Raw genomic sequence first — 23,342 nt, forward strand, 5'->3', positions numbered from 1 at the left:
CTCGTCTTACCTTCTGTGAGACATGGACCACATTCGATACCGAATGTGGCCGGCGTTACAGGAGGCGGTTCGAGTGAAGGTCAAAGCAGCAGTCGTCGACGAGGTCGGTCAGCCGTGGCGGATCACCGAGGTCGAGCTCGGGGATCCGGTGGCCGGTGAGGTGCAGGTCGAGCTGACCGCGTCCGGTCTGTGCCACTCCGATGTGCACGTGTCGGCGGGATCGAGCCCGGTGCCGTTCTTCCCGGTGCTCGGCGGGCACGAGGGCGCCGGTGTCGTCACCAAGGTCGGTCCGGGTGTCAGCGGTATCGAGGAGGGCGATCACGTGGTGCTCGCCTTCATCCCGGCGTGCGGCACCTGCCGGCCGTGTGCCTCGGGTCTGCAGAACCTGTGCGACGAGGGCGCGGGCCTGCTGACCGGCGAGGCGATCTCCGACAAGGGCTATCGAGTGCGGGAAGCCGGGCGGCCGGTGATCCAGATGTGCCTGCTCGGGACGTTCGCGCCGTATGTGACGGTGAATCAGGCCTCGATCGTCAAGATCGAGAAGGACGTGCCGCTGGAAGTGGCCGCGCTGCTCGGCTGCGGCGTCTCCACCGGGTGGGGCTCGGCCACCGAGATCGGCAACACCCGGCCCGGCGACACCGTCGTCGTCATGGGCGTCGGCGGCGTCGGCATCAACGCCGTGCAGGGCGCGAGGTTCGCCGGCGCGCGCTACATCGTCGGCATCGATCCGGTCGAGTTCAAGCGCAAGAAGGCGCTCGAGTTCGGAGCCACCCACGTCTACTCCTCGGTCGAGGAGGCGCTCGCCGAGCTGCCCGATCTGACCTGGGGATTGATGGCTCAGGTCACGATCATCACGGTCGGCGAGGTCAGGGGCGAGTACATCCAGCAGGCGCTGAGCCTGACCGGCAAGGGCGGCCAGGTGGTGGTGACCGCCATGGGCGATCACACCCTGTCCGCCGTCGAGATGAATCTGTTCGAGCTGACCCTGTTGCAGAAGCGGGTGCAGGGCGCGATCTTCGGCGGCGTGGGGCCGCGCACCCAGATCCCCAAGCTCCTCGACCTCTACCGCTCCGGGCACCTGGAGCTGGACAAGCTCGTCACCGCCCGGTACCGCCTCGAGGACGTCAACCAGGGTTACCAGGACATGGCCGACGGGAAGAACCTGCGTGGCGTCATCAGCTTCTCCGACGCGGACTACTGAGAGCACCGACGGAGAAGGAAAGATCCGATGCCACTAGAACCCGTCACCCAGGCCCTGCTGGCGCAACTGGCCGAGCCGCGCACCCCACCGATCCACGAGGGCACTCCCGCCATGGCGCGGATGTCGGGACCGATCTTCGCCGGGCTGAGCGGGCGCGGCCCCGAGGTCGCCGCGGTCCGCAACACCAAACTCGCCGGGGCGGATGGAGAACTCTTCCGCGTCCGGGTCCTCGAGCCGCAGGGCCCGCCGCAGTCGGTGATCGTCTACTTCCACGGCGGCGGGTGGGTGATCGGCGACATCGACCTGCAGTACGACCACCTGGGCAGGCACCTGGTGAACCTCACCGATTCCACAGTGGTGCTGGTGAACTACCGCAAGGCGCCCGAGCATCGCTTCCCCACCGCGCTCGAGGACAGCTGGGTCGGCCTGCAGTGGGCCGCCGACCTGGCGGGCCCGGACATCCCGCTGATCGTGGCAGGCGACAGCGCGGGCGGCAACATCGCGGCGGTGATGACCCGTTGGGCGCGTGATCGCGGGGGTCCCCGGATCGACTACCAGGTGCTGGTCTACCCCGTCACCGATGCCGATTTCGACCGCCCCTCCTATCTCGATCCGCAGAACCAGCTGCTGCTGGGCCGCGACACCATGATCTGGTTCTGGGACCACTACCTCCCCGATCACGTCGCGCGCCGGCACCCCGACGCGTCCCCGCTGCGCGCACCCGATCTCGCCGGGCTGCCGCCCGCCCTGGTCTACGTCGCCGAATACGACCCGCTGCACGACGAGGGTGTCGCCTACGCGCGAGCTCTCGACGCCGCCGGAGTCCCGGTGGCGCTGGAGGAAGCGGCCGGGCAGATGCACGGGTACTTCCAAATGGCGAACATCCTCCCCGGCTACGCCACCGGAATGGAACTGGTGGCAGCCCGAATCCGCACGTTCATCGGGCAGCACTCCCCCGATCTCGACCAGAAGGCGGTGTGAGCCGTGGCAGATCACGACGTCGTCATCATCGGGGCCGGATTCTCCGGCCTCTATCAACTCCACGCGCTACGCGAACGCGGTTTCGACACAGTTGTCTTCGAAGCCGGGCCGGAGGTCGGCGGGACCTGGTACTGGAACCGCTACCCCGGAGCCCGATGCGATATCGAGTCCGTCGAGTACTCCTACTCCTTCGACCCCGAACTCCAGCAGGAATGGAACTGGAGCGAGCGCTACGCCGCCCAGCCCGAAATCCTCTCCTATATCCGCCACGTCGCCGACCGCCACGACCTGCGCCGCGACATCCGATTCGACACCCGGATCACCGCGCTCGATTTCGACGGCAACGCCGACGAGTGGACCGTCGTCACCGACACCGGCGAACGGGTCACCGCCCGGTTCGTGATCGCCGCGACCGGCTGCTTGTCCGTGCCCGCGAAGCCGCAGTTCGACGGACTCGCCGACTTCACCGGCGAGGTGTACTGGACGTGGGACTGGCCGTTCGAGAAGGTCGACCTGCGCGGCAAGCGGGTCGCCGTCATCGGCACCGGGTCGTCGGGGCTGCAGACCATCACCGCCATCGCCCCGGAGGTCGGGCACCTCACCGTCTTCCAGCGCACACCACCCTACGCGGTGCCCGCGCACAACGGGCCGATCGAGCAGGCATTGGCCGAGATCAAGCAGCACTATCCCGAGTACCGGGAGATCAGCCGCAACTCCATCGGCGGCGCGCAGTGCGCGGACCTGGAACTCCCGTTCTTCGCCGATCTCGAGCCCGCCGCCGCGACCACCTACCTCGACCGACGCTGGGACCACGGCGGACTGTGCTTCCAGCAGAGCTTCTACGACCTGATCCAGGACCCGCAGGCCAACGAACTCGCCGCCGAGTACGTCCGCGCCCGCATCAAGGAGAAGGTGAAGGACCCCGCACTCGCGGAGAAGCTGACGCCGCGGTCCTATCCGCTCGCCGCCAAACGCATGTGCGTGGACACCGGCTACTACGAGGTCTACAACCAGGACAACGTCACCCTCGTCGACCTGCACGAGGAGCCGTTCGCGCGTATCACCCCGCGCGGCATCCGCACCGGGGACACCGAACGCGAGTTCGACGTCATCGTGCTCGCCACCGGGTTCGACGCGATGACCGGGGCGTTGAACGCCATCGACATCCGCAACGGCGAACAGAGCCTGGCCGGGAAATGGGCCGACGGACCCCGCACCTACCTGGGCCTGATGTCGGCCGGATTCCCCAACCTGTTCACCATCACCGGCCCGCAGAGTCCTTCGGTGCTGTCGAACATGCTGACCTCCATCGAATACCACGTCGAATGGATCAGCGATCTGCTCGTCCACATGCGCACCCAGGGGCACAGCCGCGTCGAGTCCGACCCCGCTGCCGAACAGAACTGGGTCGACATCGTCGCCGACACCGCCGACCTGACGCTCTTCCCGCAAGCGGCATCGTGGTACATGGGCGCCAACATTCCCGGCAAGCGGCGGGTCTTCCTGCCCTTCGTCGGCGGCGTGGGGGTGTACAAGCAGATCGGCGACGGCGTCGCTGTCGCCGGTTACCACGGCTTCGAACTCACGTAGTGATCCGGAGGTACTCGCCGACCTAGCGCTCATCCAACGCCCCTCTTGATGGACTCGAACCCGTGGGTCACGAACGGTGGCCCGCGGCAACGGATCGAAAGGAACTGTCCATGAGGGTATTTCGCGCTCCTGTCATCGCCGGGCTGGTAGCCGCCTGTGCGGTGCTGACGCCCGCCTCCGCGTTCGCGGCGCCCGGCGCCGGTCTGCCCGAGACGACCTGCACCTACGAGCAGGTGGAAGCGGCGGCACGCGCCGAGTTCCCCCGGCTCGCGGCCCGCCTCGACGCCGATCCGGAACTCCGGGACAAGGCGCGCGCGTTCTTCGCGCTCTCCCCGCAGGAGCGTCAGCAGCGTGCCCGCGAGTTCCTGGACTCGCATCCGCAGGCGCGCGCGAAGTTCGAGGAACGGCGCGGGACACCGCGGGCGCAGGAGTTCCGGGATCGGTGGAGTGTCGTCCTGACCGACACCTGCCACCGGTACTGACCTCTCACGCCGGTGCGCGCGTGAGCAGCACGGTCACGGCCAGACCGCCGTCCGGACGCGCTTGCGCGCGCACCGTCCCGTCATGGGCGTGGGCGATGGACCGCACGATCGACAGCCCCAGCCCGGCGCCACGCGTACCGGCGAGACGTTCGGCGCCGGCGCGCCGCCGGAACGGCTCGAACAACCCGTCCACCTCGGCGGCGGGCACCCGCGGACCGCTGTTGGCGACATGCAGTTCCGCGTAGTCGCCGACCTGCCGCAGCCGGACCAGCACCCAGCCGCGCTCGGGCACGTTGTAGCGCAACGCGTTGTCGACGAGGTTGCCGAGCAGCCGCTCCAACAGCACCGGATCGCCGTCGACCGCAACGGCCTGCACATCGGTGCGGATCTCGACACCGTCGGGCGCCGGACGTTCGGTGGCGTCGCGGACCAGGTCGGCGAGCCGCACCCGGCGGCGGTCGGTGAGCCGCTGGTCGGTGGTGGCCAGCAGCAACAGGCCGTCGATGAGGCGTTCGTGCCGCTGGTTCACCTCGAGCAGGGTGGCGCCGAGGCTGCGGGTGGCCGGTGGGACGTCGGGGTCGTCCAGCGCGACTTCGAGCAGGGTCCGGTTGATGGTGAGCGGGGTGCGCAGTTCGTGGGAGGCGTTGGCGACGAAGCGGCGCTGCCCGTCGAAGGCGCGGTCGAGCCGCTCGAGCATGGCGTCGAAGGTGTCGGCGAGGTCCTTGAGCTCGTCGCTCGGGCCGTCCAGGGCGATGCGTTCGTGCAGGCTCGTCCCGGCGACGCGGCGGGCGGTGGCGGTGATCCGCTGCAATGGCCGCAGCGCTCGCCCGGCCAGCAGCCAGCCCGCTCCGGTCGCGAAGACACCGACCACGGCCAGGCAGATCAGCGACCACAGCAACATCTCGCGCAATGTCTCGCGACGGCGCCGCTGCGCCTGCTCGGCCAGCGCCTGCATCAGTTCGGCCGAGCGCGCGAGCCGGGGTCGCGCGGGCTGGGTCGCCAGGAATTCCCGGACCAGCTGCTGTGCCCCGCCGTCACCGGCCGACCGGCCCAGCGACTGCCCGAAATAGGCGTACATGAGCCCGACCAGGACAGCCCCGGCCACGAAGAACGCGGCTCCGTAGAGCAGGGTGAGCCGCAGCCGCACAGTACTTCTCATCGGATCCGGTACCCCACACCCGGCTCGGTCTCGACGACCGGCGGATCCCCCAGCTTCCGGCGCAGGTTCATGATCGTGTAGCGCACTACCCCGGTGAACGGGTCGATGTGCTCGTCCCACGCCTTCTCCAGCAGCCGTTCCGCCGAGACCACGCCGCCCGCCGCGCGCAGCAGTTCGTGCAGCACCGCGAACTCCTTGCGCGACAACGGGATCGGCACACCGTCCCGGGTCGCGGCGAAGCGGTGCGGATCCAGCCGGATCCCGGCGCGCTCCAGCACCGGCGGCGCCGCCTGGCCCGCGCGGCGGCCCAGTGCCTGCACCCGCGCCACCAACTCCGCGAACGCGAACGGTTTGGTCAGGTAGTCGTCCGCGCCCAATCCCAAGCCCTCGACCCGCTCGGCCACCGCGCTCGCCGCGGTGAGGATCAGGATGCGCGCGAGGCCACCGGACAATGTCGCGCACACCTCGTCCCCGGACACCCCGGGTAGGTCGCGGTCGAGGATGACCACGTCGTAGTCGTTCACCGTCGCCCGTTCCAGCGCGCCGTCGCCGTCGTAGGCGACGTCGACCGCCATGGCGTGCCTGCGCAGCCCGGCGGCCACGGCGTCGGCCAGCAATTTCTCGTCCTCGACCACAAGTACCCGCATGCCGTCATCGTGCCCGCCACCGGTGTTGGGTGCGTGTGAGGTTGCCTGCCAGGCGCGCAAGAGGTCCTCGGGTCCCCGATGGGCGGCGATCGGAACGTCGTCGACCACCCGCGTATCGCGACACCGCCACATGCGGCGTATCGAATTCGGCCGGCAACAAGGCAACCATCGGCTCGGCCGCCGCGTGCCGCGACCAGCTCGGCCGGCCGGCGCGGGGCATCTTCGGGAATCCAGTGGCTCGACCCGACGAGGGCGATACGGACCGCCGCACGACGGAGGCCGCACACCTGCCGCAAAAATCTTGAAAATCCCTGATATTTCCGGTCATCGGGTATTGACAGACGGGGAGAGCGGAGAAGACTGGATACATACCGGAACACCGGAAAAGGGTCACACCGCCGATGGAGACGTTCATCGACCGTGGTGATGTTTTTCCAAGATCCGGCTAAGCCCCCGGCAAGCCAGTCGAATACCGGAATTGCGGCGACGACCGCGATTCATGGTGTCGATGGAGACTACCGGGGACTGTCCTGTCCGGGGGATCATCGATATCAGGTCTGTCCCGCATCCGGATCCGCCATACAATAGGACTCCTACCTATGAACGGCGGTGATGATGCATTCCGATGACGACCTCGACCGCCGCTTGGTCGACGCCTTGGAACGGTTGAGCGGGGGCGTGCGCGCGTTGGCGCAGCGCAGCGCTCGTGACCACGGGCTGACCCCCTTGCAGCAACAGGTGCTGCTGGCGCTGTCGAAAAACCCGCCGTCGCGCCGCGAGGTCAGTGCGCTGGCCGCGGAATGCGATGTCACGCGCCCGACGATGTCCGACGCGGTGACCGCGCTGGAGCGCAAGGGCCTGCTGGGCCGATCGCCGGGCGGCGACGGCCGACGACGGGTGCTGACACCGACCCCGCGCGGCTGCGAAGTGGTCGACGATCTGCGGGAATGGGACGCACCGGCGGTGCGGACTCTGCTCGGAGTGCCTGTCGAGGACCGGGCCGCGACATTGCAGACCGTGCTGTCGATGATCGCCGGGCTCCAGCGTCAGGGCGTGATCAGCGTGGCGAGGGTCTGCACGAGCTGCCGCTTCTTCGAGGCACACGCGCATTCCGATCGGGTGGCGCCCCATCACTGCCGATTGCTGAACGCGCCCCTACCGCTGACCGAGCTGCGGACCGACTGCCCCGAGCACCAGCCGGCCGCCTGAAACGCGCGGCCGACCGGCATCCGGATCGCACATCAGAGACGGGTCTCGCAGGTGGTGATCAGCTCGTGCAGACGCGCCGTCTCGTGGTCGTCGAGCGGCAGCAGCGGCCGGCGGGGCGTGCCCGCGTCGAAGCCGATGCTGCGAAGCCCGGACTTGACGGTGGTCGGCAGGCCACGACTGACGATCATCTCCAGGAACGGCTGCAGATGTTCCCACATCGCTTCGGCCCGGCCGGGCTCGCCGGAGATGACTGCCCGGAGGAACGAGACGATGGGACGGGGAATGAGGCAGGGCGCGGCGGTGCACCAGCCGGCCGCACCGGCGCCGAATGCCTTGTAGGCGAGCGGGTTACTGCCGTTGAAGAACGGCAGGGCGCCGCCGCTGAGTTCACGCAGCCGGTTCATGCGGGTGATGTCGCCGGTCGATTCCTTGACCATGGTGATGTTGTCGACGGCGCCCACGAGGTCGAACAGGAACTCCGGTGACATGTCGATCCCGGTGGTGGCCGGATTGTTGTAGACCATGACCGGCAGGCCGACGGATTCGGCCAGCGTCGTGAAGTGCAGTCGCACTTCGTCTTCGGTCAGTCGCCAGTAGGAGGTCGGCAACGCCATGACGGCGGTCGCGCCCAGCCGCTCGGCGACCTTCGCCCGGCGCACGGCTCCCGCGGTGGTGAGGTCGGAGACACCGACCACGGTCGGGACGCGTTGTCCGACATGCGCGATGGTCTCGGCGGCGACGGTCGTCCATTCCTCGTCGGTCAGATACGCCGATTCGCCCGTGCTGCCGAGGGGGGCGATCGCGTCGACGCCCGCGTCGATCATCCGGTCCAGCAGCAGGTGCAACGCATCGATATCGATGGTGTCCTCGGCGGTGAACGGGGTGATGGGATAGGCGACGATGCCCGAGATGGGGTGGGTCATGAGCTGAGTTCTCCTCGAGTCGTTCACTGGTTGACGGCGTCCGGGTGGGAGCGCAGTGCTTTGCGGGCGTAGTAGGAGAAGTTGGCGACGCTGCGCCGCGGGGTCAGCGTCCAGTCGTGGGCTTCCTCAGCCAGGCGCGGGGGCAGCGGCTTGATCTCGCCCGCGGCCATCGCGAGCAACTGGAGCCGGGCGGCACGTTCGATCAGGTGCGCCAGCGAGCACGCCTCTTCGATGGTGGCGCCGACGACGAGCTGACCGTGATGGGCCAGCAGGATGGCGCGTTTGTCCCCCAGCGCCGCCGAGATGATCTCGCCCTCTTCGTTGCCGACCGGCACACCGGGCCAGTCCGCGAGGAAGGCGCAGTCGTCGTAGAGCGGCGTGGTGTCCATCTGCGACACCTGCAGGGGCACTTCGAGCATCGACAGCGCCGCGACATGCAGCGGGTGCGTGTGCACGATGCAGTTGACATCCGGGCGAGCGCGGTACACCCAGCTGTGGAAACGGTTGGCGGGATTGGCCATGCCGTCGCCTTCGAGCACCTCGAGGTCCTCGTCGACGAGCAGCAGATTGTCCTCGGTGATCTCGTCGAAGCCGAGGCCCAGGCGCTGGGTCAGGAAAGTTCCCTGGGTCCGGCCACGGGCCGAGATCTGACCGGCGAGGCCGGAATCGTGGCCGGCGTCGAACAGGGAACGGCAGGTCAGAGCGATCTTCTGCCGGTCCGACCACCCGGCCTCGGGGATCTGGGTGAGCATGGCGCTCTTGGCGGCGTCCATCAGCTCGCCCTTGCCCAGGCTCATCGTGGTCCCGACACGTTCGGGGGCTGTCACAGTCGATTTCTCCTTTCGCTGTCCGATCGGACACAAAGGTGACGATAGGACACAAAGTTTCCTAAACGCAACCTTGTTACGATGCATGACACGAACGGGGACAGAACGAGGGAGAAGTGACGATGGCGGCGTTTCTGAGGACGCACCGCCGGCGAGCGGGCTTGACGCTGGAAGCCCTCGCCGACCGCACGGGGCTGACCAAGAGCTACCTGTCGAAGATCGAACGCGGGTTGAGCACTCCGTCGATCGCGGTGGCACTCGCGATCGCCGAGGCGCTCGACACCGATGTCAGCCTGCTGTTCTCCGACAAGGCCGACGACTCGGCGATGACGGTCGAGCGCCGGAGCGAACGCACGGCGGTCGACGCATCCACCTCGGCCGCAAGCTACGACCCGATCGCGACACGCATGCGACACAAAGCGATGCAGCCGTTCATCGTGCACCCGACCACCGAACCCGACTCGCCGTTCATGGAGCACTCCGGCGAAGAGTTCATCTACGTGCAGTCGGGGGCGGTGGAGGTCACCATTCCCAACCAGACGCTCCAGCTCGAAGCGGGCGACAGTCTGTACTTCCACTCCGACACACCCCATCGCGTGCGATCGACCTCGACACCGCGAGCCACGCTGCTCGTCGTCGTGCACGACCGCATCGACGCAGGGGCGGGGGCCGGGCACGGTCGGCGCCCCTGCGGCCCGACCGCCTGACGCCCCGGGCGGCGTCCACCACCGAAAGCCTTTCGGCCCGGCAGCATCCGAGACCCGCGGTGGGACGAGCGCGTCCCATCACGGATTTCGACCTCCACTGTTGACAAGTAGGTAGGACTCCTACTTACTATGAGCGCACCCGATACGGAGATGAAGTCCAGGTATCGACAACGCCCGGACCCCACCTGCCGTGCGGGCCACCGCGAGTTCCGCGGCCGCTCCGGCCGTCGATCAGCCCCCCGGAAAGGAACACCCCCATGTCCCGTGTCGACCTGCTCACCGCCGAAGACGTCACCGACCAGCGCGGCGAAGCGCTCGATCAGATCCACGGCGCGTTCGGCTTCGTGCCCAATATGTTCAAAGCCGTCGCCAACTCTCCGGCGGCGCTGCAGAGCATGTGGGGCAGTTTCGGCGCACTGAGCACGGGCGCCCTCGGCGCCAAGATCGGCGAACAGATCGCGGTGGCCGTCGCCGACCGCAACCGCTGCGACTACTGCCTGTCGGCCCACACGCTGCTCGGCAAGAAGGCCGGTGCCACCACCGAGGAGATGACCGAGGCGCAGAAGGGCTACTCGGCCGACCCCAGGACCGCCGCAATCCTGACCCTGGCCACCGAACTCGTCGACCAGCGCGGACAGCTCGACGTCGGCGCCGTGCGATCCGCGCGCGACGCGGGCCTGACCTCCGAGGAGATCGTCGAGACGATCGCACACGTCGCGTTGAACGTGTTCACCAACTACATCAACCTCGCCCTCGACGTGCCGGTCGACTTCGACCGCGTCCGGCTCACCGCGAAGTAGACGACCGCGCGACTGTCCTGGCGGGCCCGAGCGCGCCGGACCCGCCAGGAACCGAAACACGCGCGCAAGTGTGGTGAAACATCGGCTCTCTACTCTCGCGCTGTCGGAAATGCCGCGTGTCGAACCCGCCGAGATGGAAATCTCTGCGGGACACCCTTGTGCGAGGAGCAGCCAGATGGTCACCACACCTGATGAGACCGGAGCAGGGACCGACCACCACTACCTCAGCAAGCGGACGCTGCGCACCGGGACGGCGGGCTGGGTGCTGCTGGCCGGACTCGGCGTCAGCTATGTGATCAGCGGCGACTACTCCGGATGGAACTTCGGCCTGGGCGAGGGCGGCTTCGGCGGTCTGCTCATCGCCACGGTCGTGATCGCGGCCATGTACGCCGCGATGGTACTGAGCATGGCGGAGATGTCGGCGGCCCTGCCGACAGCGGGCGGCGGATACACTTTCGCTCGCCGGGCGCTCGGCCCGTGGGGCGGATTCGCCACCGGGACAGCGGTGCTGATCGAGTACTCGATCGCGCCCGCCGCGATCGCCACCTTCATCGGCGCCTACGTCGAATCGCTCGGATTGTTCGGCATCGTCGACGGCTGGTGGGTCTACCTGGCCGTCTACGTGATCTTCGTCGGCATTCACCTCGCGGGCGTCGGCGAAGCGCTCAAGGCGATGTTCGTCATCACGGCGATCGCCCTCGTCGGTCTGGTGATCTTCGCGATCGCGAGCATCGGCAGCTTCTCCTTCGCGAACCTGACCGATATCGCGCCGGACCCCGACGCCGCCGGCGCGAGCGAGTTCCTGCCGTTCGGCTACCTCGGCATCTGGTCGGCGCTGCCCTTCGCGATCTGGTTCTTCCTCGCCGTCGAGGGCGTCCCGCTCGCCGCGGAGGAAGCGCGGGATCCCGCGCGCAATGTCCCGCGAGGCATCATCGCGGCGATGGCGGTCCTCGTCGTGACCGGCGCGATGGTGCTGGTTCTCGTGCCAGGGGCCGGTGGCGCGGCGGCGATGCAGGCGTCCGGCAATCCGCTGGTGGAAGCGCTGGGCACGGGCACAGCGGCCACGGTGGTGAACTACATCGGCCTCGCGGGCCTGGTCGCCAGCTTCTTCTCGATCATCTTCGCCTACTCACGCCAGCTGTTCGCGCTCTCGCGCGCGGGCTACCTGCCGCGCGGGCTCTCGGTCACCAACTCCCGCAAGGCCCCCGCCCTGGCGTTGATCGTTCCCGGCGTCATCGGTTTCGCGCTGTCGGTCTTCGGCAACGGCGCGACGCTGCTCAATATGGCCGTGTTCGGCGCGGCGCTGAGTTATGTACTCATGATGGTCAGTCACATCGTGCTGCGGGTCAGGGAACCGGGGATGGACAGGCCGTACCGGACGCCCGGCGGCCTCGTCACAGCGGGCTTCGCGCTGGTGATCGCGATCCTGTCGGTCATCGCGACATTCCTGGTGGACTCCACCGCGGCGTTCGGCTGTGTGGTCGTGTTCGTGCTGTTCATGCTGTATTTTGCTCTCTACAGCCGGACTCGACTGGTCGCCAGCTCCCCCGACGAGGAATTCGCCGCGCTGGCCGCCGCGGAAGACGAACTTCGATGACGTATCAGCACACCGCGCGAGGCCACACCTATCAATTCGGCACGCTCCCCGAAGTGCTGGCCAAGGCGACGCCCCTGCGCTCCGGCGACCAGCTCGCCGGGTGCGCGGCGGAGTCGGACGCGGAGCGGGCCGCGGCCGCGCACGTCTTGGCGGACCTTCCGCTGCGGCTGTTCCTCGACGAGATGGTCGTGCCCTACGAGTCCGACGAAGTGACCCGGCTGATCATCGATACCCACGATCGCGAGGCCTTCGCGCCGATCGGCCATCTCACGGTCGGTGAATTCAGGGACTGGCTGCTGGGACGGGTGTGCGAGCCGGGCGGAGGCGAGCGGATCGCGTCCGTGTCGCCGGGCCTCACGCCCGAAATGGTCGCCGCGGTAAGCAAACTCATGCGCAACCAGGATCTGATCGCGGTCAGCCGCATCCTGTCGATCGAGTCCGCGTTCCGCACCACCATCGGCCTGCCGGGCAGGCTGGCCACCCGCCTGCAGCCCAACCACCCCACCGACGATCCCCGCGGCATCGCCGCGGGCATTCTCGACGGTCTGCTGCTGGGCGCGGGCGACGCCGTGGTCGGCATCAATCCCGCCACCGACTCACCCCGGGCCACCGGGCAGTTGCTGCGGATGCTCGACGACATCCGGCTCCGCTACGACATCCCGATGCAGTCGTGCGTGCTCTCGCACGTCACCACGACCCTCGAACTGATCGAGCAGCAAGCTCCCGTCGACCTGATCTTCCAGTCGATCGCGGGCACCGAGGGCGCCAACACCTCGTTCGGCATCACGCTGTCCCTGCTCGCCGAAGCGGCCGAGGCCGGTCGCTCGCTGGGTCGCGGAAGCGTCGGGACCAACGTCATGTATTTCGAGACCGGTCAGGGATCGGCCCTGTCGGCGGGAGCGCATCTCGGCGTCGGCGGCGCGCCGGTCGACCAGCAGACCTTGGAAGCCCGTGCCTACGCCGTCGCCCGCGCCTTCGACCCGCTGCTGGTCAATACCGTGGTCGGCTTCATCGGACCGGAGTACCTGTTCGACGGCAAGCAGATCACCCGCGCCGGACTCGAGGATCTGTTCTGCGGCAAGCTTCTCGGCCTGCCGATGGGCGTCGACGTCTGCTACACCAATCACGCCGAAGCGGACCAGAACGACATGGACGTGCTGCTCAGTGTGCTGGCGCTCGCGGGAACGGCCTTCGTGATCACGGTCCCCGGCGCCGACGACGTGATGCTCGGCTACCAGAGCCTGTCGTTCAACGACGCTCTCTACGCGCGCAATGTGCTCGGACTCCGAGCGGCACCCGAATTCGAGCAGTGGATGCAGCGGATCGGCCTGGCGGATGTCGAGGGCCGCGTGCGCCCGATGGATCTGGAACACTCCCCACTGCGGAGCCTGACCGCATGAGCGCCGACCGCTCCGATCCGGCGGGTGCGAGCTCCGACCCCTGGTCCGGCATCCGGGCCCTGACGCAGGCGCGAATCGGTCTCAGGCGCACCGGATACGCGCTGTCCACCGCCGAAGTCCTCGACTTCCAGGCCGCGCACGCCGCCGCGCGCGACGCCGTCCACTCGCCGCTGCCGGTCGGAGACATCCGGTCCGGGCTGGAACGCCTCGGGCTGGGACCGGGCCACCACGTCACCAGTCGCGCCGCCGACCGCGCCGAGTACCTGCGGCGGCCCGATCTCGGTCGTGTGCCGTCCGCGCTGGAGGGCATCGAACACCGCGGGGCGGATATCGGGATCCTCATCGCGGACGGGCTGTCCGCGACCGCGGTGGCCGAGCATGCGATCCCGCTGGTGGAGGCGCTGGTGCGGGGCAACGACGGCACGCTCACCATCGCGGAGCCCGTGATCGCCACGCAGGCCAGAGTGGCCCTCGGTGACCACGTCGGCGCTGCGCTGGGTGTGGAGACGATGCTGACGATCATCGGTGAACGTCCCGGCTTGTCCGTCGCGAACAGCCTCAGCGTGTACCTGACCCATCGTCCCACCCCGGGACGGCTGGACTCCGAACGCAACTGCATCTCCAACATCCACCCGCCGGAGGGGCAGAGCTACCAGGCCGCCGCCCACATCGTGTGGAACTTGATCGGCGGAGCCAGGGCACTCGGCGCGTCGGGCGTCGCCTTGAAAGACACCTCCTCCGCGCCTGCGGAACTGACCGCCGGTGGTGGATACCGCCGCCCGGAGTGACCGGATCACCGGCGCGGCAGTGGATCGGGGTGCCGGTCCGCGGATATCCGTTTCCTCCGCACATCGCCGGGTAGACGGCACAAAGGAGGTGACAGGCCAATGGTTCAGCACACACAGCACCGGGTGAACCCCGGGGATCGCTCCATGTCGGAGCTGGTGGAGGACGCGACCGCGCAGGTGTCGCGGCTCGTCCGGGACGAGATGCGGCTGGCTCGGGCGGAGATCGCCGAGAAGGCAGGCGGAATCGCCAAGGGCACCGGTGTGGCCGGGGCAGGCGCGGTGCTGGCGCTCTACGGCGGCGTAGCGCTGACAGCGGCCGCGGTTTTCGCCTTGGCGCTGGTCTTGCCCGAATGGGCCTCGGCGCTGATCGTGGGCGTCGCACTGCTGGCGGTCGGCGGCGTTCTGGCGTTGATCGGCAAGAACAAGGTGACGCGCGCGGCCCCGCCGCTGCCGACCGAAGCCCAGGAAGGCGTCCGGGAGGATCTGGCCGCCATACGAGAGGGAAGCCGACGATGACCGAAGACCGCTCCGAGTTCCCCCAGACGCCGGAGGAGATCCGCGTGGATCGTGACCTGGCCCGAGAGGAACTCGAACAGACCGTGTCGGAATTGACCGACAAGATCGACATTCCGGCCCGCGCCGAGAACAAGATCCACGACACCACGCAAGCGGCGAAGCAGCGCACGGCCGAGGCCGGACAGCACGCGCTCGACACGGCGGCCCGCACCCGGGCCAGGGCAGGCGACCTGCTCGCGAACACCACCCCGTCGATATCGGAGCCCTTGGAAGACATCGTCAAGCAGGCCACGGAATCGATCCGCAGGAACCGGGTGCCGGTCGCCCTGCTCGGTGCGGTGTCCGCGGCGGTTCTGACGTGGGCGATTCTGCGACGGAGGCGCGCATGAAGACGTTGTACAAGCCGCTCGGCATCGTTCTGGGCGTTCTCGGCGGGATCGCGGCCAACGCGGTGTTCACCCGGGTCTGGCGCGGGATGAGCGGGCGTGACGAAGCTCCCCGCGCGACCGCCGCGGACTACACCTGGCGTGAAGTGCTCATCGCGGCCGCTCTGCAAGGAGCGATCTTCGGCCTGATCAAGGCGGCCGTCGATCGTGCGGGGGCGGCCGGTTACGAGCAGCTGACCGGGACGTGGCCCGACAAGTAAAGGCACCGATCACGTGCCGCTGTCGAGTTCATCGAGCAATTCGACAGCGGCACGGGCATATTCGCCGATCCAGCGATCGTAGATCCGCTTGATCGGCAGGGGCGCCAGCGAGAGATGCCGCTCGCGCCCGACCTTCCGCCCGATGACGAGTTCGGCCTGCTCCAGCACCCGGAGGTGCTGGAGCACCGTCGTCCGATCGAGTTCGGGCAATTGTGCGCACAGCTCGCCGGTGGTCAGCGAACCGGCTTTGAGCGCGTCCAGCATGCGACGTCGTGTCGCGGAGGCGAGCGCCTTGAACACGCGGTCGTCGTCCGATCCCTTGACGCCTCTCTCCGACATGTTGTAAAAATATCACATGACAACCTTGGAGAACCACCTGTCCGAGATCGGCTTCACCGTCTCCGGTCGCATCTCCCGTCCGTGCGCCGAGGTCTACGAGGCCGTCGCCGATCCCGAGCAGCTCTCGAAGTACTTCACGACCGGAGGCGCCCGCGGGCGTCTCGAGCCGGGCGCCGAGGTCACCTGGGACTTCCACGACTTCCCCGGCGCCTTCCCGGTCCGGGTGATCGAGGCCGACAAGCCGCGCCGCATCGTCATCGAATGGGACGGAGAGGCCACGGCGAACGGTCGAGGCACCACCACCACGACCTTCGAGTTCGAACCCCTCGACGGGGACACCCGCACCCTGGTGACCATCACCGAGTCGTCGTGGCAGCCCACACCGGACGGCGCGAAGCACGCCTTCGGCAACTGCCAGGGCTGGACCGGCATGCTGGCCGCACTGAAAGTCTGGGTGGAGCACGGCATCAACCTGCGCGAGGGCTTCTACTCGTAGCCACAGGGCGAGCACACCGAGCGGGACCTCTCGGGAGGCGCCACCTGCCGCCCGCACGGTGATCGCCGGCGGTTCGACCCCTCGATTACGGGTATCACCGGTTCGGTTCGCCCAGGCAGAGAAACTGGCCGACGGTGCGCCACGTTCCCCGCGCCGTATCGCGGGCGCCGATGAACGCACGTCTCGAGATGCCCATGACCGATCCACGCAATCCCACAGAGGAGCCAGCGCAGGCATCGGTCGGCGCGCGGCCTCCGGCTGCGACCTGGCGACCGGTCGACTCCACCGGCGGCTCTCTCCCGGCCGACGAGGACGACAGACAGTGGGATCTACGGGTTCGTGGTGAGAACCGGATCGAACAGCTCGACCGCAATTTCGCGACCCTGCTGCAAGAGTTGCGCGTGGTGCAGACCGGCGTGCAGGTGCTCACGGGCATACTGCTGACGCTGCCCTTCCAGAGCAGGTTCCCGGAGCTGTCCCCGGCAATGCGCGTGAACTATCTGGCCGTCGCCGCCGCATCCATCGCCGCCACGGTGTTCCTGACCGCACCGGTCGCCGCCCATCGCATGCTCTTCCGCCGCCATCGCCTCGAACACATCGTCCGCAGCGCCCATCACTGCGCGGTCATCGGAATCCTGTTCCTCGGCCTCGCGCTCACCGGAGTCGCGGTCCTCATCTTCGACTTCGTCGCGGGGCCCGTTCCGGCGGTGATCGCGGGCATCACCGCGGCACTGCTGTTCGTTCTGCTCTGGTTCGCGCTCCCTTATCACCAGCGCGCCAGGGACGGGAGAGTCGAAGAGCACGGCCCACCGCGGGATCCGCGGGTGGGCCGACGCTTTCGTCGGCCTTGACCACGACCGTTCCGCCCGGGCGCCTCCCCGCTCGCGGATGCCGGCTCAGCCGTCGGCCGAGATGCCCAGATGTTCCTCGTAAGTCTCGGTCCGCCGCTCTTCTTCCCCCGTCCGCACCGCGGCGGCTTCGGCGGGTCGTGCGTCGTCGGCCTGCGACTCCTCCCCCGGCCGCACACGGTCGAACACGTCCGGCTCCTCTTCGGCGAGCCGCTCGTCCAGCCCGCGATCGTGGGCCTGCTCGTACGGAGTCATCCCGTATTCGGTGACGCCGGTCCAGTCCTCGGGCGGATCCATGCCCTTCTCCAGCGGGTCCGCGTGCAAGCGATCCTCGTCCAGGTCCTCGGCGCTGTTGAGCGCGGCCGGGTCGGTCTCGACGGCATCCGGCGGTCCGGTGTCCTGCGGTTCGTCCCACGAACCATACGAATGGGTCATGTCGAATCACTCCCTTTACGCGGTGACCGCTCAGTCGGTCGACACCTCTGACCTACCCGAGGCGAGGCAAACGAATCGCGAACCGCCCGCCTTTGCCCGTGGTCGGCAAGAGCGACCAGCGCCACTCGATCGCGACAGCCACGAAGCGCCGAGACGGTCACCCGACCGACAGCCGTCCCGCGGTGGTGACGACACGGTGGGCGAGGTGATCGAGGGCGGCATTGGTGGCGTCGTCGACCGGGGACTGGTTGTCGCCGCCGGTGATGTGGCTGACGCCGTAGGGATTACCGTCGGCGAACTTCAGTTCGTCGGTGTAGCCGGGCGGGACGATGATGCCGCCGAAATGCATGAGGGTCACATACAGGTTGATGAGCGTGGTCTCCTGGCCGCCGTGCGCGGTCTGTGACGAGGTGAAGCCGGCGTAGACCTTGTCGGCGAGCGCACCCCGGGCCCACAACGCGCCGAGACTGTCGATGTAGGAGCGGAAGGGGGCGGCGGGTGAGCCGAAACGGGTGGGTGAGCCGAAGATGACGGCGTCGGCCCAGACGATGTCGTCTCCGGTGGCCGCGGGATGATCCTTGGTGGCCTCGTAGTTCGCCGTCCAGGCGGGGTTCTGGGCGAAGGTCGCGGGATCGTTGGTCTCGGCGACATGCCGGAGGCGGACTTCGGCGCCCGCGTCCGCACCGGCATCGGCGATCCGGCGGGCCATGGTCGTTCCGTGTCCGGTCGCGGAGTAGTAGATCACCGACAGCTTCACCATCGTGGTTCTCCCTCGTAGTCGACACTCCTCGCCCCGGCCATGCCCACAACCCGCCGCGGCAAACCGAATCGATACAGGCGCTGCTGCGCGGGCCGCGTCAGCTCCGCATCACCTCCACCGGCTCGCCGTCCGGCGTCTGCAGCGTGTGCGCGGGCTCGGCGTGACCACGGGCCGACCGCGCAGGCTCAGGGGTGTCCTCGTAGGCGTTCTCGGCGTGCAGCACGATGTCCAGGCCCAGGCGTTCGGTCTCGTCGTCGACACGGATGCCCATGAGGCGGTCGACGACCTTCGCCAACACCCAGGTGACCGTGAAGGTGTAGGCGAAGACGGCGGCGATGGCGAGGAACTGGCGGCCGAGCAGGTCGATGCTGCCGCCGTAGAGCAGGCCTTTCGCGCCGCTCGGGGCGGTGGGGGCGGCGAGGAAGCCGATGAGCAGGCCGCCGACGACGCCGCCGATGAAGTGCAGCGCGGTGACGTCGAGGGCGTCGTCGAAGCGGAAGCGGTGCTTGAGCAGGACTGCGAAGTAGCAGACCAGGCCGGCCGCGACGCCGATGGCCAGGGCGCCGATCGGGGACACCGCGCCGCAGGACGGGGTGATGGCGACGAGGGCGGCGATGGTGCCCGAGGCGGCGCCCAAGGTGGTGGGGGCGCCGTCGCGGAGGCGTTCGACGACGAGCCAGGCGCAGGTGCCCGCGCAAGCCGCGACGAGGGTGTTGAACACCGCGACGGCGGCGTTGTTGTCGGCCGCGCCGAGCGCGCTGCCGTCGAAGCCGAGCCAGCCGGTGAGCAGCAGGCCGACGCCGAGGATCACGAACGGCAGGTTGTGCGCCTTGGGCTGCACCGGCCAGGTGCGGCGACGGCCCAGCACGATGGCGATGGCCAGGGCGGCGACACCGGAGTTGACGTGGATGGGCGTCGAGCCCGCGTAGTCGACGGCTTCGAGAGTGTTGGCGATCCAGCCGCCGCTGACCGTGCCGTCCTCGGAGTCGAACGCGAAGACCCAGTGCGCGACCGGGAAGTAGACCAGCGTGACCCACAGGGCGGAGAAGAGCATCCAGGCGCCGAACTTCATCCGGTCGGCGGCCGCGCCCGCGACGATGCCGATGGTCAGACCGGCGAAGCACAGGTGGATGGCCGCCAAGCCCAGGGGCGGCAGAGAGCTGCCCTCGGGGGTCACCAGCAACTGGCCCAGACCCGCGAATTCGGTCGGGTCGCCGATCAGGCCCGCGCCACCTACCGAGTCGCCGAAGACCATGGAGTATCCGAACGCCACCCACAGGAAGGCGGTCAGGCAGAACGAGACGAACACCATCAGCATCATGTTCGTCGTTGTTCTACGGCTGACCATGCCGCCGTAGAAGAGGACGAGACCGGGAAGCATCAGGGCGACGGCCAATATCGCCGTCAACAGCCATGCGGTATTGCCGCTGTCCATGGGGTTCTCCCACTCGGGTCGGGGCCGCCCGCGCCCTGAGGAGCACACCGGCGGCAAGTTTCGATGTTCTATCGAAACCTTGCGCCCGCGTTTTTTCGATACCGTATTGAAAATGTGTCGAATCGGTTAAACCGACGACTCGACGGCGGCGCGAGCGGCAGCGACCCGATCTCGGTCCCGCACGAGCGCGCCGACCGTCGTGGACGCGGACAGGTGGGCGAACTCGCGCATCCGCTCCGTTCCACCGGCCTCCCCCTGCCGGAAGCGATACTGCAGACCCTCGCTGAGCGCCAGCGCCGCGGTGGTGGCCGCACCCGGGTCGACCTCGCGGAACTCCTCCGCCGCCACACCCTGCTCGACCACTCTCGCGATCAGGGTTTCCAGTTCGCGGTAGTCGGCGAAGAAGTCCTGGAACTCCTCGGGTTGCGCCCGTGACACCCGTTCGAGCTCGTAGAAGTCCAGCGGAGCCGAGCACATCTGGACCACGTCGTCGTAGACGATCCGATAGAGGCGGGCCGAGGCGGCGGCCGGATCGTCGACGAGTGCCCTGGCGGTTTCCAGGGATTCGCGGTTCTTGTCGATCAGCGCCTGCAGGATGGCCTCTTTGCCGGCGAACCAGTAGTACAGCGACGACTGCCCGAGGCCGGCTTCCCGAGCGATCGCGCTGACCGTGGTGTCGGCGTAACCGACGGCGGCGAACAGTCGGGCCGCGGCGGCGACGATGTCCTCGCGCGGGACGCTGCCCTTGATCCCGCTGCGCCGCGGACGCCCCACCCGCTGCCCCGCACCCTCGTTGCTCATAGGGAGATGGTCGGGCACGGACCCACGGTTTACCAACCGGCAACGCCCGGGATATCACCCGGCAATCGGCCGCCGTCAGAGTTTCGATAGGTCATCGAAATTAGCCGGAGCACCACAGGGAGTCACCATGACCAGCATCGAGATCACCCCCGACGTCGAGACCGTGAAGGAGCAACTGCGCGCGGCGGGCGTGCGCTACGCGATCGCGAGTTTCGTCGACATGCACGGCAATTCGAAGGGCAAGTTCGTCCCGATCGACCACCTCGACAACATGATGGGCGGCTCGGAGCTGTTCACCGGCGCGGCGCTGGACGGCCTGCCCCAGGACATCAGCGACGAAGAACTCTCGGCGCGCCCCGACCTGACCCGCTGGTTCCAGCTGCCGTGGAACGCGCAATACGCCTACTTCCCCAGCAGCCTGCACACCGAGGGACGACCGTTCGAGGCTTCCTCCCGCGACATCTTGAAGCGCCAACTCGAGGCGGCGGCCGACCTCGGCTACGGATTCAACCTCGGCATCGAGACCGAGTTCTTCGTCCTGAAGGACTCGTCGGAGGGCACCGCCGAGGTCAGCGACCGCGACAACCTCAGCAAGCCCTGCTACAACGTGGCGACCACGCTGGACAATATGGGCTGGCTCGGCGAACTGGTCGAGGCCATGAACGGACTCGGGTGGGACGTCTACTCGTTCGATCACGAGGACGCCCGCGGCCAGTTCGAGGTCGACTTCGCCTACACCGACGCGCTGACCATGGCCGACCGCTTCGTCTTCTTCCGCCTGATGGCCAACGAGATCGCCCGCAAGCACGGGCATTTCGCCTCGTTCATGCCCAAGCCCTTCGCCGACCGCACCGGCTCCGGCGCGCACTACAACATGTCGCTGGCCGACCTGGAGACCGGCACGAATCTCTTCGCGACAGACAATGATCCGCGCGGCGTGGGCATCTCCGAACTGGGCTACCACTTCATCGCGGGCATCCTGCGGCATCTGCCCGCGATCACCGCGGTGATCGCGCCGACGGTCAACAGCTACAAGCGCCTGGTCCGGCAGGGCAGTATGTCGGGCTCGACCTGGGCTCCGGTGTTCGTCAGCTACGGCAACAACAACCGGACCAACTCGCTGCGGGTGCCGCTGGCGGGCGGGCGCGTCGAGTGCCGCGCCGCCGACATCAGCTGCAATCCGTATCTGGGCGCGGCGATGGTGCTGGCCGCGGGCCTGGAAGGCGTGCGCGAGCAGCTCGATCCGGGTGCGCCGCGCACCGAGAACATGTATCGCTACACCGACGCGCAGATCGCCGAGCAGGGCATCTCGATGCTGCCCCGCACTCTCGGCGAGGCCATCGAGGAGTTCCGCGCCGACAGCCTCTCGCGCGAGGTGTTCGGCGACGCGCTCTACCAGTCGTTCATCGACTACAAGACCGAGGAGTGGGAGTCCTACCAGGCGCACATCTCGTCCTGGGAAACCGACCGCTACCTGAAGTTCTTCTGAGACGGCCCTGAGATGAGCGGAGCACAACGCTTTTCGCCGGGGAGGTTCACAACCGAGTTCGGCGTGGACCTCCCCGGCGCGTGGCTGACCTTTCGCACCCACGGCACGCTCGCCCCCGACGGCCGCAACTGCGTGCTGCTGCCGAGCTACTACACCGGCACCCATCGCAGCTACGAGCCGTGGATCGGGCCGGGGCGGATGATCGATCCCGCGCGGTGGTTCGTGGTGGCGGTGGACATGTTCGGCAACGGACTGTCCACCTCGCCCTCCAATTGTCCTGAATACGAGCCCTTCCCGCTGATGACCGTCGCCGACAATGTGCGGGCTCAGCACGCGCTGCTGGAATCGCTCGGCGTGCGCGGCATCGCGCTGGCCGCGGGCTGGTCGATGGGCGCGTTGCAGTGCTACGAGTGGGCGGTCCGGTATCCGGAGATGGTGCGCGCCCTGTTGCCGATCTGCGGGGCGGCGCGGTGTTCGGATGTCAACCGGGTGTTCCTGGACGGTCTCGCGGCCACGCTGGCCGCCGATCCGGCGTACGGGTCGGGGGCGAGACCGGTAGCGGGACTGCGCGCCTTCGGCACGGTATATGCGGGCTGGGCGTATTCGCGGGACTTCTTCGACGCGCGAACCTATCTCGAGCTCGGCTACGCGTCGGTCGACGATCTGGTCGAGGGCTGGGCCCGCGATCACGAGGGCATGGACGCGCACGACTTGATCGCGACGCTGAACACCTGGCGCGCCGCCGATGTGGGGCGCGGGCGCGACGGCGGCTTCGAGGCGGCGCTCGGGTCGATCACCGCACGCGCGATCGTCATGCCGGGCACGACGGATTCCTACTTCACCCTCGCCGACAGTGCGCGCGAGGCCGCCCTGGTCCCTGGTGCGGAACTCCGGCCGATCGAGTCGAACCTGGGGCACATCGCCGGCCGGCCGGGGATCAGGGACGTGGAGACGAAGGCGATCGCCGCCGCAGCCGGGGAACTGCTGGCCGGCTGCTGATGGTGCCCGGAGTGCCCCACCAACCCTGACAGTGCGCGCGGAGGTCTGCCTCGGCCAGGCCGCCGGTCGCCCTCGAGGCGTGCGGGGTGCAGCGTGTCGGGTCGCGGTGCGACACGCGGCACCGCGCTCGCCGGTTACGATCCGGTCGCCGGGCTGTCGTGTGCTGACCTTGCGACCGTGGCGATCGTCCTCGCGGTCATCGGGGTTCTCGCCGCAAGCCCGGCTCGGATCGTCGGCGCGCCGGCTCCTCTCCCCGGTCGCGGCACA

General features: G+C 68.3%; 26 protein-coding genes. 17 read left to right on the top strand and 9 right to left on the bottom strand.

What is annotated here, in order from left to right; genetic code table 11:
• Positions 1-73 precede the first annotated feature (73 nt).
• From NS3_RS21915 to NS3_RS21930, 4 genes are all read left to right on the top strand, one after another.
• The gene (locus NS3_RS21915) at positions 74-1,201 is read left to right on the top strand and encodes an NDMA-dependent alcohol dehydrogenase (protein WP_067862754.1); all 1,128 of its coding nucleotides are present in this window, start codon (positions 74-76) and stop codon (positions 1,199-1,201) included.
• Between the two features lie 27 nt (positions 1,202-1,228).
• Complete coding sequence (locus NS3_RS21920) at positions 1,229-2,182, top strand: alpha/beta hydrolase (protein WP_067862756.1); 954 nt, start codon at positions 1,229-1,231, stop codon at positions 2,180-2,182.
• Between the two features lie 3 nt (positions 2,183-2,185).
• Positions 2,186-3,772: a flavin-containing monooxygenase gene (locus NS3_RS21925; RefSeq protein WP_067862758.1), complete on the top strand. Its 1,587-nt coding sequence runs from the start codon at positions 2,186-2,188 to the stop codon at positions 3,770-3,772.
• Positions 3,773-3,882: 110 nt separating this feature from the next.
• Positions 3,883-4,254, top strand: coding sequence for a hemophore-related protein (locus tag NS3_RS21930; RefSeq protein WP_084495825.1), 372 nt, complete (start codon positions 3,883-3,885; stop codon positions 4,252-4,254).
• A gap of 4 nt (positions 4,255-4,258) precedes the next feature.
• Here NS3_RS21930 and NS3_RS21935 read toward each other — a convergent pair whose 3' ends face one another.
• Positions 4,259-5,413, bottom strand: coding sequence for a sensor histidine kinase (locus tag NS3_RS21935; RefSeq protein WP_067862762.1), 1,155 nt, complete (start codon positions 5,411-5,413; stop codon positions 4,259-4,261).
• On the bottom strand, positions 5,410-6,060 hold the full coding sequence (locus tag NS3_RS21940; RefSeq protein WP_067862861.1) for a response regulator transcription factor: 651 nt from the start codon (positions 6,058-6,060) through the stop codon (positions 5,410-5,412). The genes NS3_RS21935 and NS3_RS21940 overlap by 4 nt, the downstream gene beginning before the upstream one ends.
• 612 nt (positions 6,061-6,672) lie before the next feature.
• On the opposite strand from NS3_RS21940, the gene NS3_RS21945 reads away from it, so the two are divergent.
• On the top strand, positions 6,673-7,269 hold the full coding sequence (locus NS3_RS21945; protein ID WP_218018275.1) for a MarR family winged helix-turn-helix transcriptional regulator: 597 nt from the start codon (positions 6,673-6,675) through the stop codon (positions 7,267-7,269).
• Between the two features lie 32 nt (positions 7,270-7,301).
• Here NS3_RS21945 and NS3_RS21950 read toward each other — a convergent pair whose 3' ends face one another.
• Both NS3_RS21950 and NS3_RS21955 read right to left on the bottom strand, forming a co-directional pair.
• On the bottom strand, positions 7,302-8,192 hold the full coding sequence (locus tag NS3_RS21950; protein WP_067862764.1) for a dihydrodipicolinate synthase family protein: 891 nt from the start codon (positions 8,190-8,192) through the stop codon (positions 7,302-7,304).
• A gap of 23 nt (positions 8,193-8,215) precedes the next feature.
• Positions 8,216-8,989 carry an aldolase gene (locus tag NS3_RS21955; protein WP_067862765.1) on the bottom strand — a complete coding sequence of 258 codons (774 nt, stop codon included), beginning with the start codon at positions 8,987-8,989 and terminating at the stop codon, positions 8,216-8,218.
• Positions 8,990-9,141: 152 nt separating this feature from the next.
• On the opposite strand from NS3_RS21955, the gene NS3_RS21960 reads away from it, so the two are divergent.
• The 8 genes from NS3_RS21960 (at position 9,142) to NS3_RS21995 (ending at position 15,473) form a co-directional block, all read left to right on the top strand.
• Entirely contained in the window at positions 9,142-9,726 is a 585-nt protein-coding gene (locus tag NS3_RS21960) for a helix-turn-helix domain-containing protein (protein WP_067862865.1), read from the top strand.
• A gap of 257 nt (positions 9,727-9,983) precedes the next feature.
• A complete protein-coding gene (locus NS3_RS21965) occupies positions 9,984-10,526 on the top strand; it encodes a carboxymuconolactone decarboxylase family protein (protein WP_067862767.1) in 543 nt (180 codons plus the stop codon).
• Positions 10,527-10,701: 175 nt separating this feature from the next.
• Positions 10,702-12,123, top strand: coding sequence for an ethanolamine permease (gene eat / locus NS3_RS21970; RefSeq protein ID WP_067862769.1), 1,422 nt, complete (start codon positions 10,702-10,704; stop codon positions 12,121-12,123).
• On the top strand, positions 12,120-13,523 hold the full coding sequence (locus NS3_RS21975; protein WP_067862771.1) for an ethanolamine ammonia-lyase subunit EutB: 1,404 nt from the start codon (positions 12,120-12,122) through the stop codon (positions 13,521-13,523). Before eat ends, NS3_RS21975 begins: the two co-directional genes overlap by 4 nt.
• Positions 13,520-14,311 carry an ethanolamine ammonia-lyase subunit EutC gene (gene eutC, locus NS3_RS21980; RefSeq protein ID WP_067862773.1) on the top strand — a complete coding sequence of 264 codons (792 nt, stop codon included), beginning with the start codon at positions 13,520-13,522 and terminating at the stop codon, positions 14,309-14,311. Before NS3_RS21975 ends, eutC begins: the two co-directional genes overlap by 4 nt.
• A gap of 99 nt (positions 14,312-14,410) precedes the next feature.
• Positions 14,411-14,827, top strand: coding sequence for a phage holin family protein (locus tag NS3_RS21985; RefSeq protein WP_067862775.1), 417 nt, complete (start codon positions 14,411-14,413; stop codon positions 14,825-14,827).
• Complete coding sequence (locus tag NS3_RS21990) at positions 14,824-15,216, top strand: DUF3618 domain-containing protein (protein WP_067862777.1); 393 nt, start codon at positions 14,824-14,826, stop codon at positions 15,214-15,216. The genes NS3_RS21985 and NS3_RS21990 overlap by 4 nt, the downstream gene beginning before the upstream one ends.
• Positions 15,213-15,473: a DUF4235 domain-containing protein gene (locus NS3_RS21995; protein ID WP_067862866.1), complete on the top strand. Its 261-nt coding sequence runs from the start codon at positions 15,213-15,215 to the stop codon at positions 15,471-15,473. The genes NS3_RS21990 and NS3_RS21995 overlap by 4 nt, the downstream gene beginning before the upstream one ends.
• A gap of 9 nt (positions 15,474-15,482) precedes the next feature.
• On the opposite strand, the gene NS3_RS22000 is transcribed toward NS3_RS21995, so the two are convergent.
• Positions 15,483-15,812: an ArsR/SmtB family transcription factor gene (locus NS3_RS22000; RefSeq protein ID WP_067862779.1), complete on the bottom strand. Its 330-nt coding sequence runs from the start codon at positions 15,810-15,812 to the stop codon at positions 15,483-15,485.
• Positions 15,813-15,828: 16 nt separating this feature from the next.
• Here NS3_RS22000 and NS3_RS22005 point away from each other — a divergent pair, with 16 nt between their 5' ends.
• Together NS3_RS22005 and NS3_RS22010 are read left to right on the top strand one after the other, a co-directional pair.
• Positions 15,829-16,308 carry an SRPBCC domain-containing protein gene (locus NS3_RS22005; RefSeq protein WP_067862780.1) on the top strand — a complete coding sequence of 160 codons (480 nt, stop codon included), beginning with the start codon at positions 15,829-15,831 and terminating at the stop codon, positions 16,306-16,308.
• Between the two features lie 194 nt (positions 16,309-16,502).
• Positions 16,503-17,159 carry a DUF6328 family protein gene (locus NS3_RS22010; protein ID WP_373865334.1) on the top strand — a complete coding sequence of 219 codons (657 nt, stop codon included), beginning with the start codon at positions 16,503-16,505 and terminating at the stop codon, positions 17,157-17,159.
• A 45-nt stretch (positions 17,160-17,204) separates the two neighbouring features.
• Here the strand turns inward: NS3_RS22010 and NS3_RS30150 are convergent, their stop codons facing one another.
• The 4 genes from NS3_RS30150 to NS3_RS22030 all read right to left on the bottom strand — a co-directional run bounded on the left by NS3_RS30150 (position 17,205) and on the right by NS3_RS22030 (position 20,587).
• The gene (locus NS3_RS30150; RefSeq protein WP_067862781.1) at positions 17,205-17,591 is read right to left on the bottom strand and encodes a hypothetical protein; all 387 of its coding nucleotides are present in this window, start codon (positions 17,589-17,591) and stop codon (positions 17,205-17,207) included.
• Positions 17,592-17,748: 157 nt separating this feature from the next.
• Positions 17,749-18,351 (bottom strand): NAD(P)H:quinone oxidoreductase, encoded by a 603-nt coding sequence (wrbA, locus tag NS3_RS22020; RefSeq protein WP_067862783.1) that lies wholly within the window; start codon positions 18,349-18,351, stop codon positions 17,749-17,751.
• A 97-nt stretch (positions 18,352-18,448) separates the two neighbouring features.
• Positions 18,449-19,786: an ammonium transporter gene (locus NS3_RS22025; RefSeq protein WP_067862784.1), complete on the bottom strand. Its 1,338-nt coding sequence runs from the start codon at positions 19,784-19,786 to the stop codon at positions 18,449-18,451.
• A 126-nt stretch (positions 19,787-19,912) separates the two neighbouring features.
• Complete coding sequence (locus tag NS3_RS22030; RefSeq protein ID WP_067862787.1) at positions 19,913-20,587, bottom strand: TetR/AcrR family transcriptional regulator; 675 nt, start codon at positions 20,585-20,587, stop codon at positions 19,913-19,915.
• A gap of 127 nt (positions 20,588-20,714) precedes the next feature.
• Between NS3_RS22030 and glnT the strand changes: the two genes are divergently transcribed.
• Together glnT and NS3_RS22040 are read left to right on the top strand one after the other, a co-directional pair.
• Positions 20,715-22,076, top strand: coding sequence for a type III glutamate--ammonia ligase (gene glnT / locus NS3_RS22035; protein ID WP_067862789.1), 1,362 nt, complete (start codon positions 20,715-20,717; stop codon positions 22,074-22,076).
• A gap of 12 nt (positions 22,077-22,088) precedes the next feature.
• Entirely contained in the window at positions 22,089-23,075 is a 987-nt protein-coding gene (locus tag NS3_RS22040) for an alpha/beta fold hydrolase (RefSeq protein ID WP_067862791.1), read from the top strand.
• Positions 23,076-23,342 lie beyond the last annotated feature (267 nt).

This window comes from Nocardia shimofusensis NBRC 100134 (assembly GCF_001613125.1).
GTDB lineage: Bacteria > Actinomycetota > Actinomycetes > Mycobacteriales > Mycobacteriaceae > Nocardia > Nocardia shimofusensis.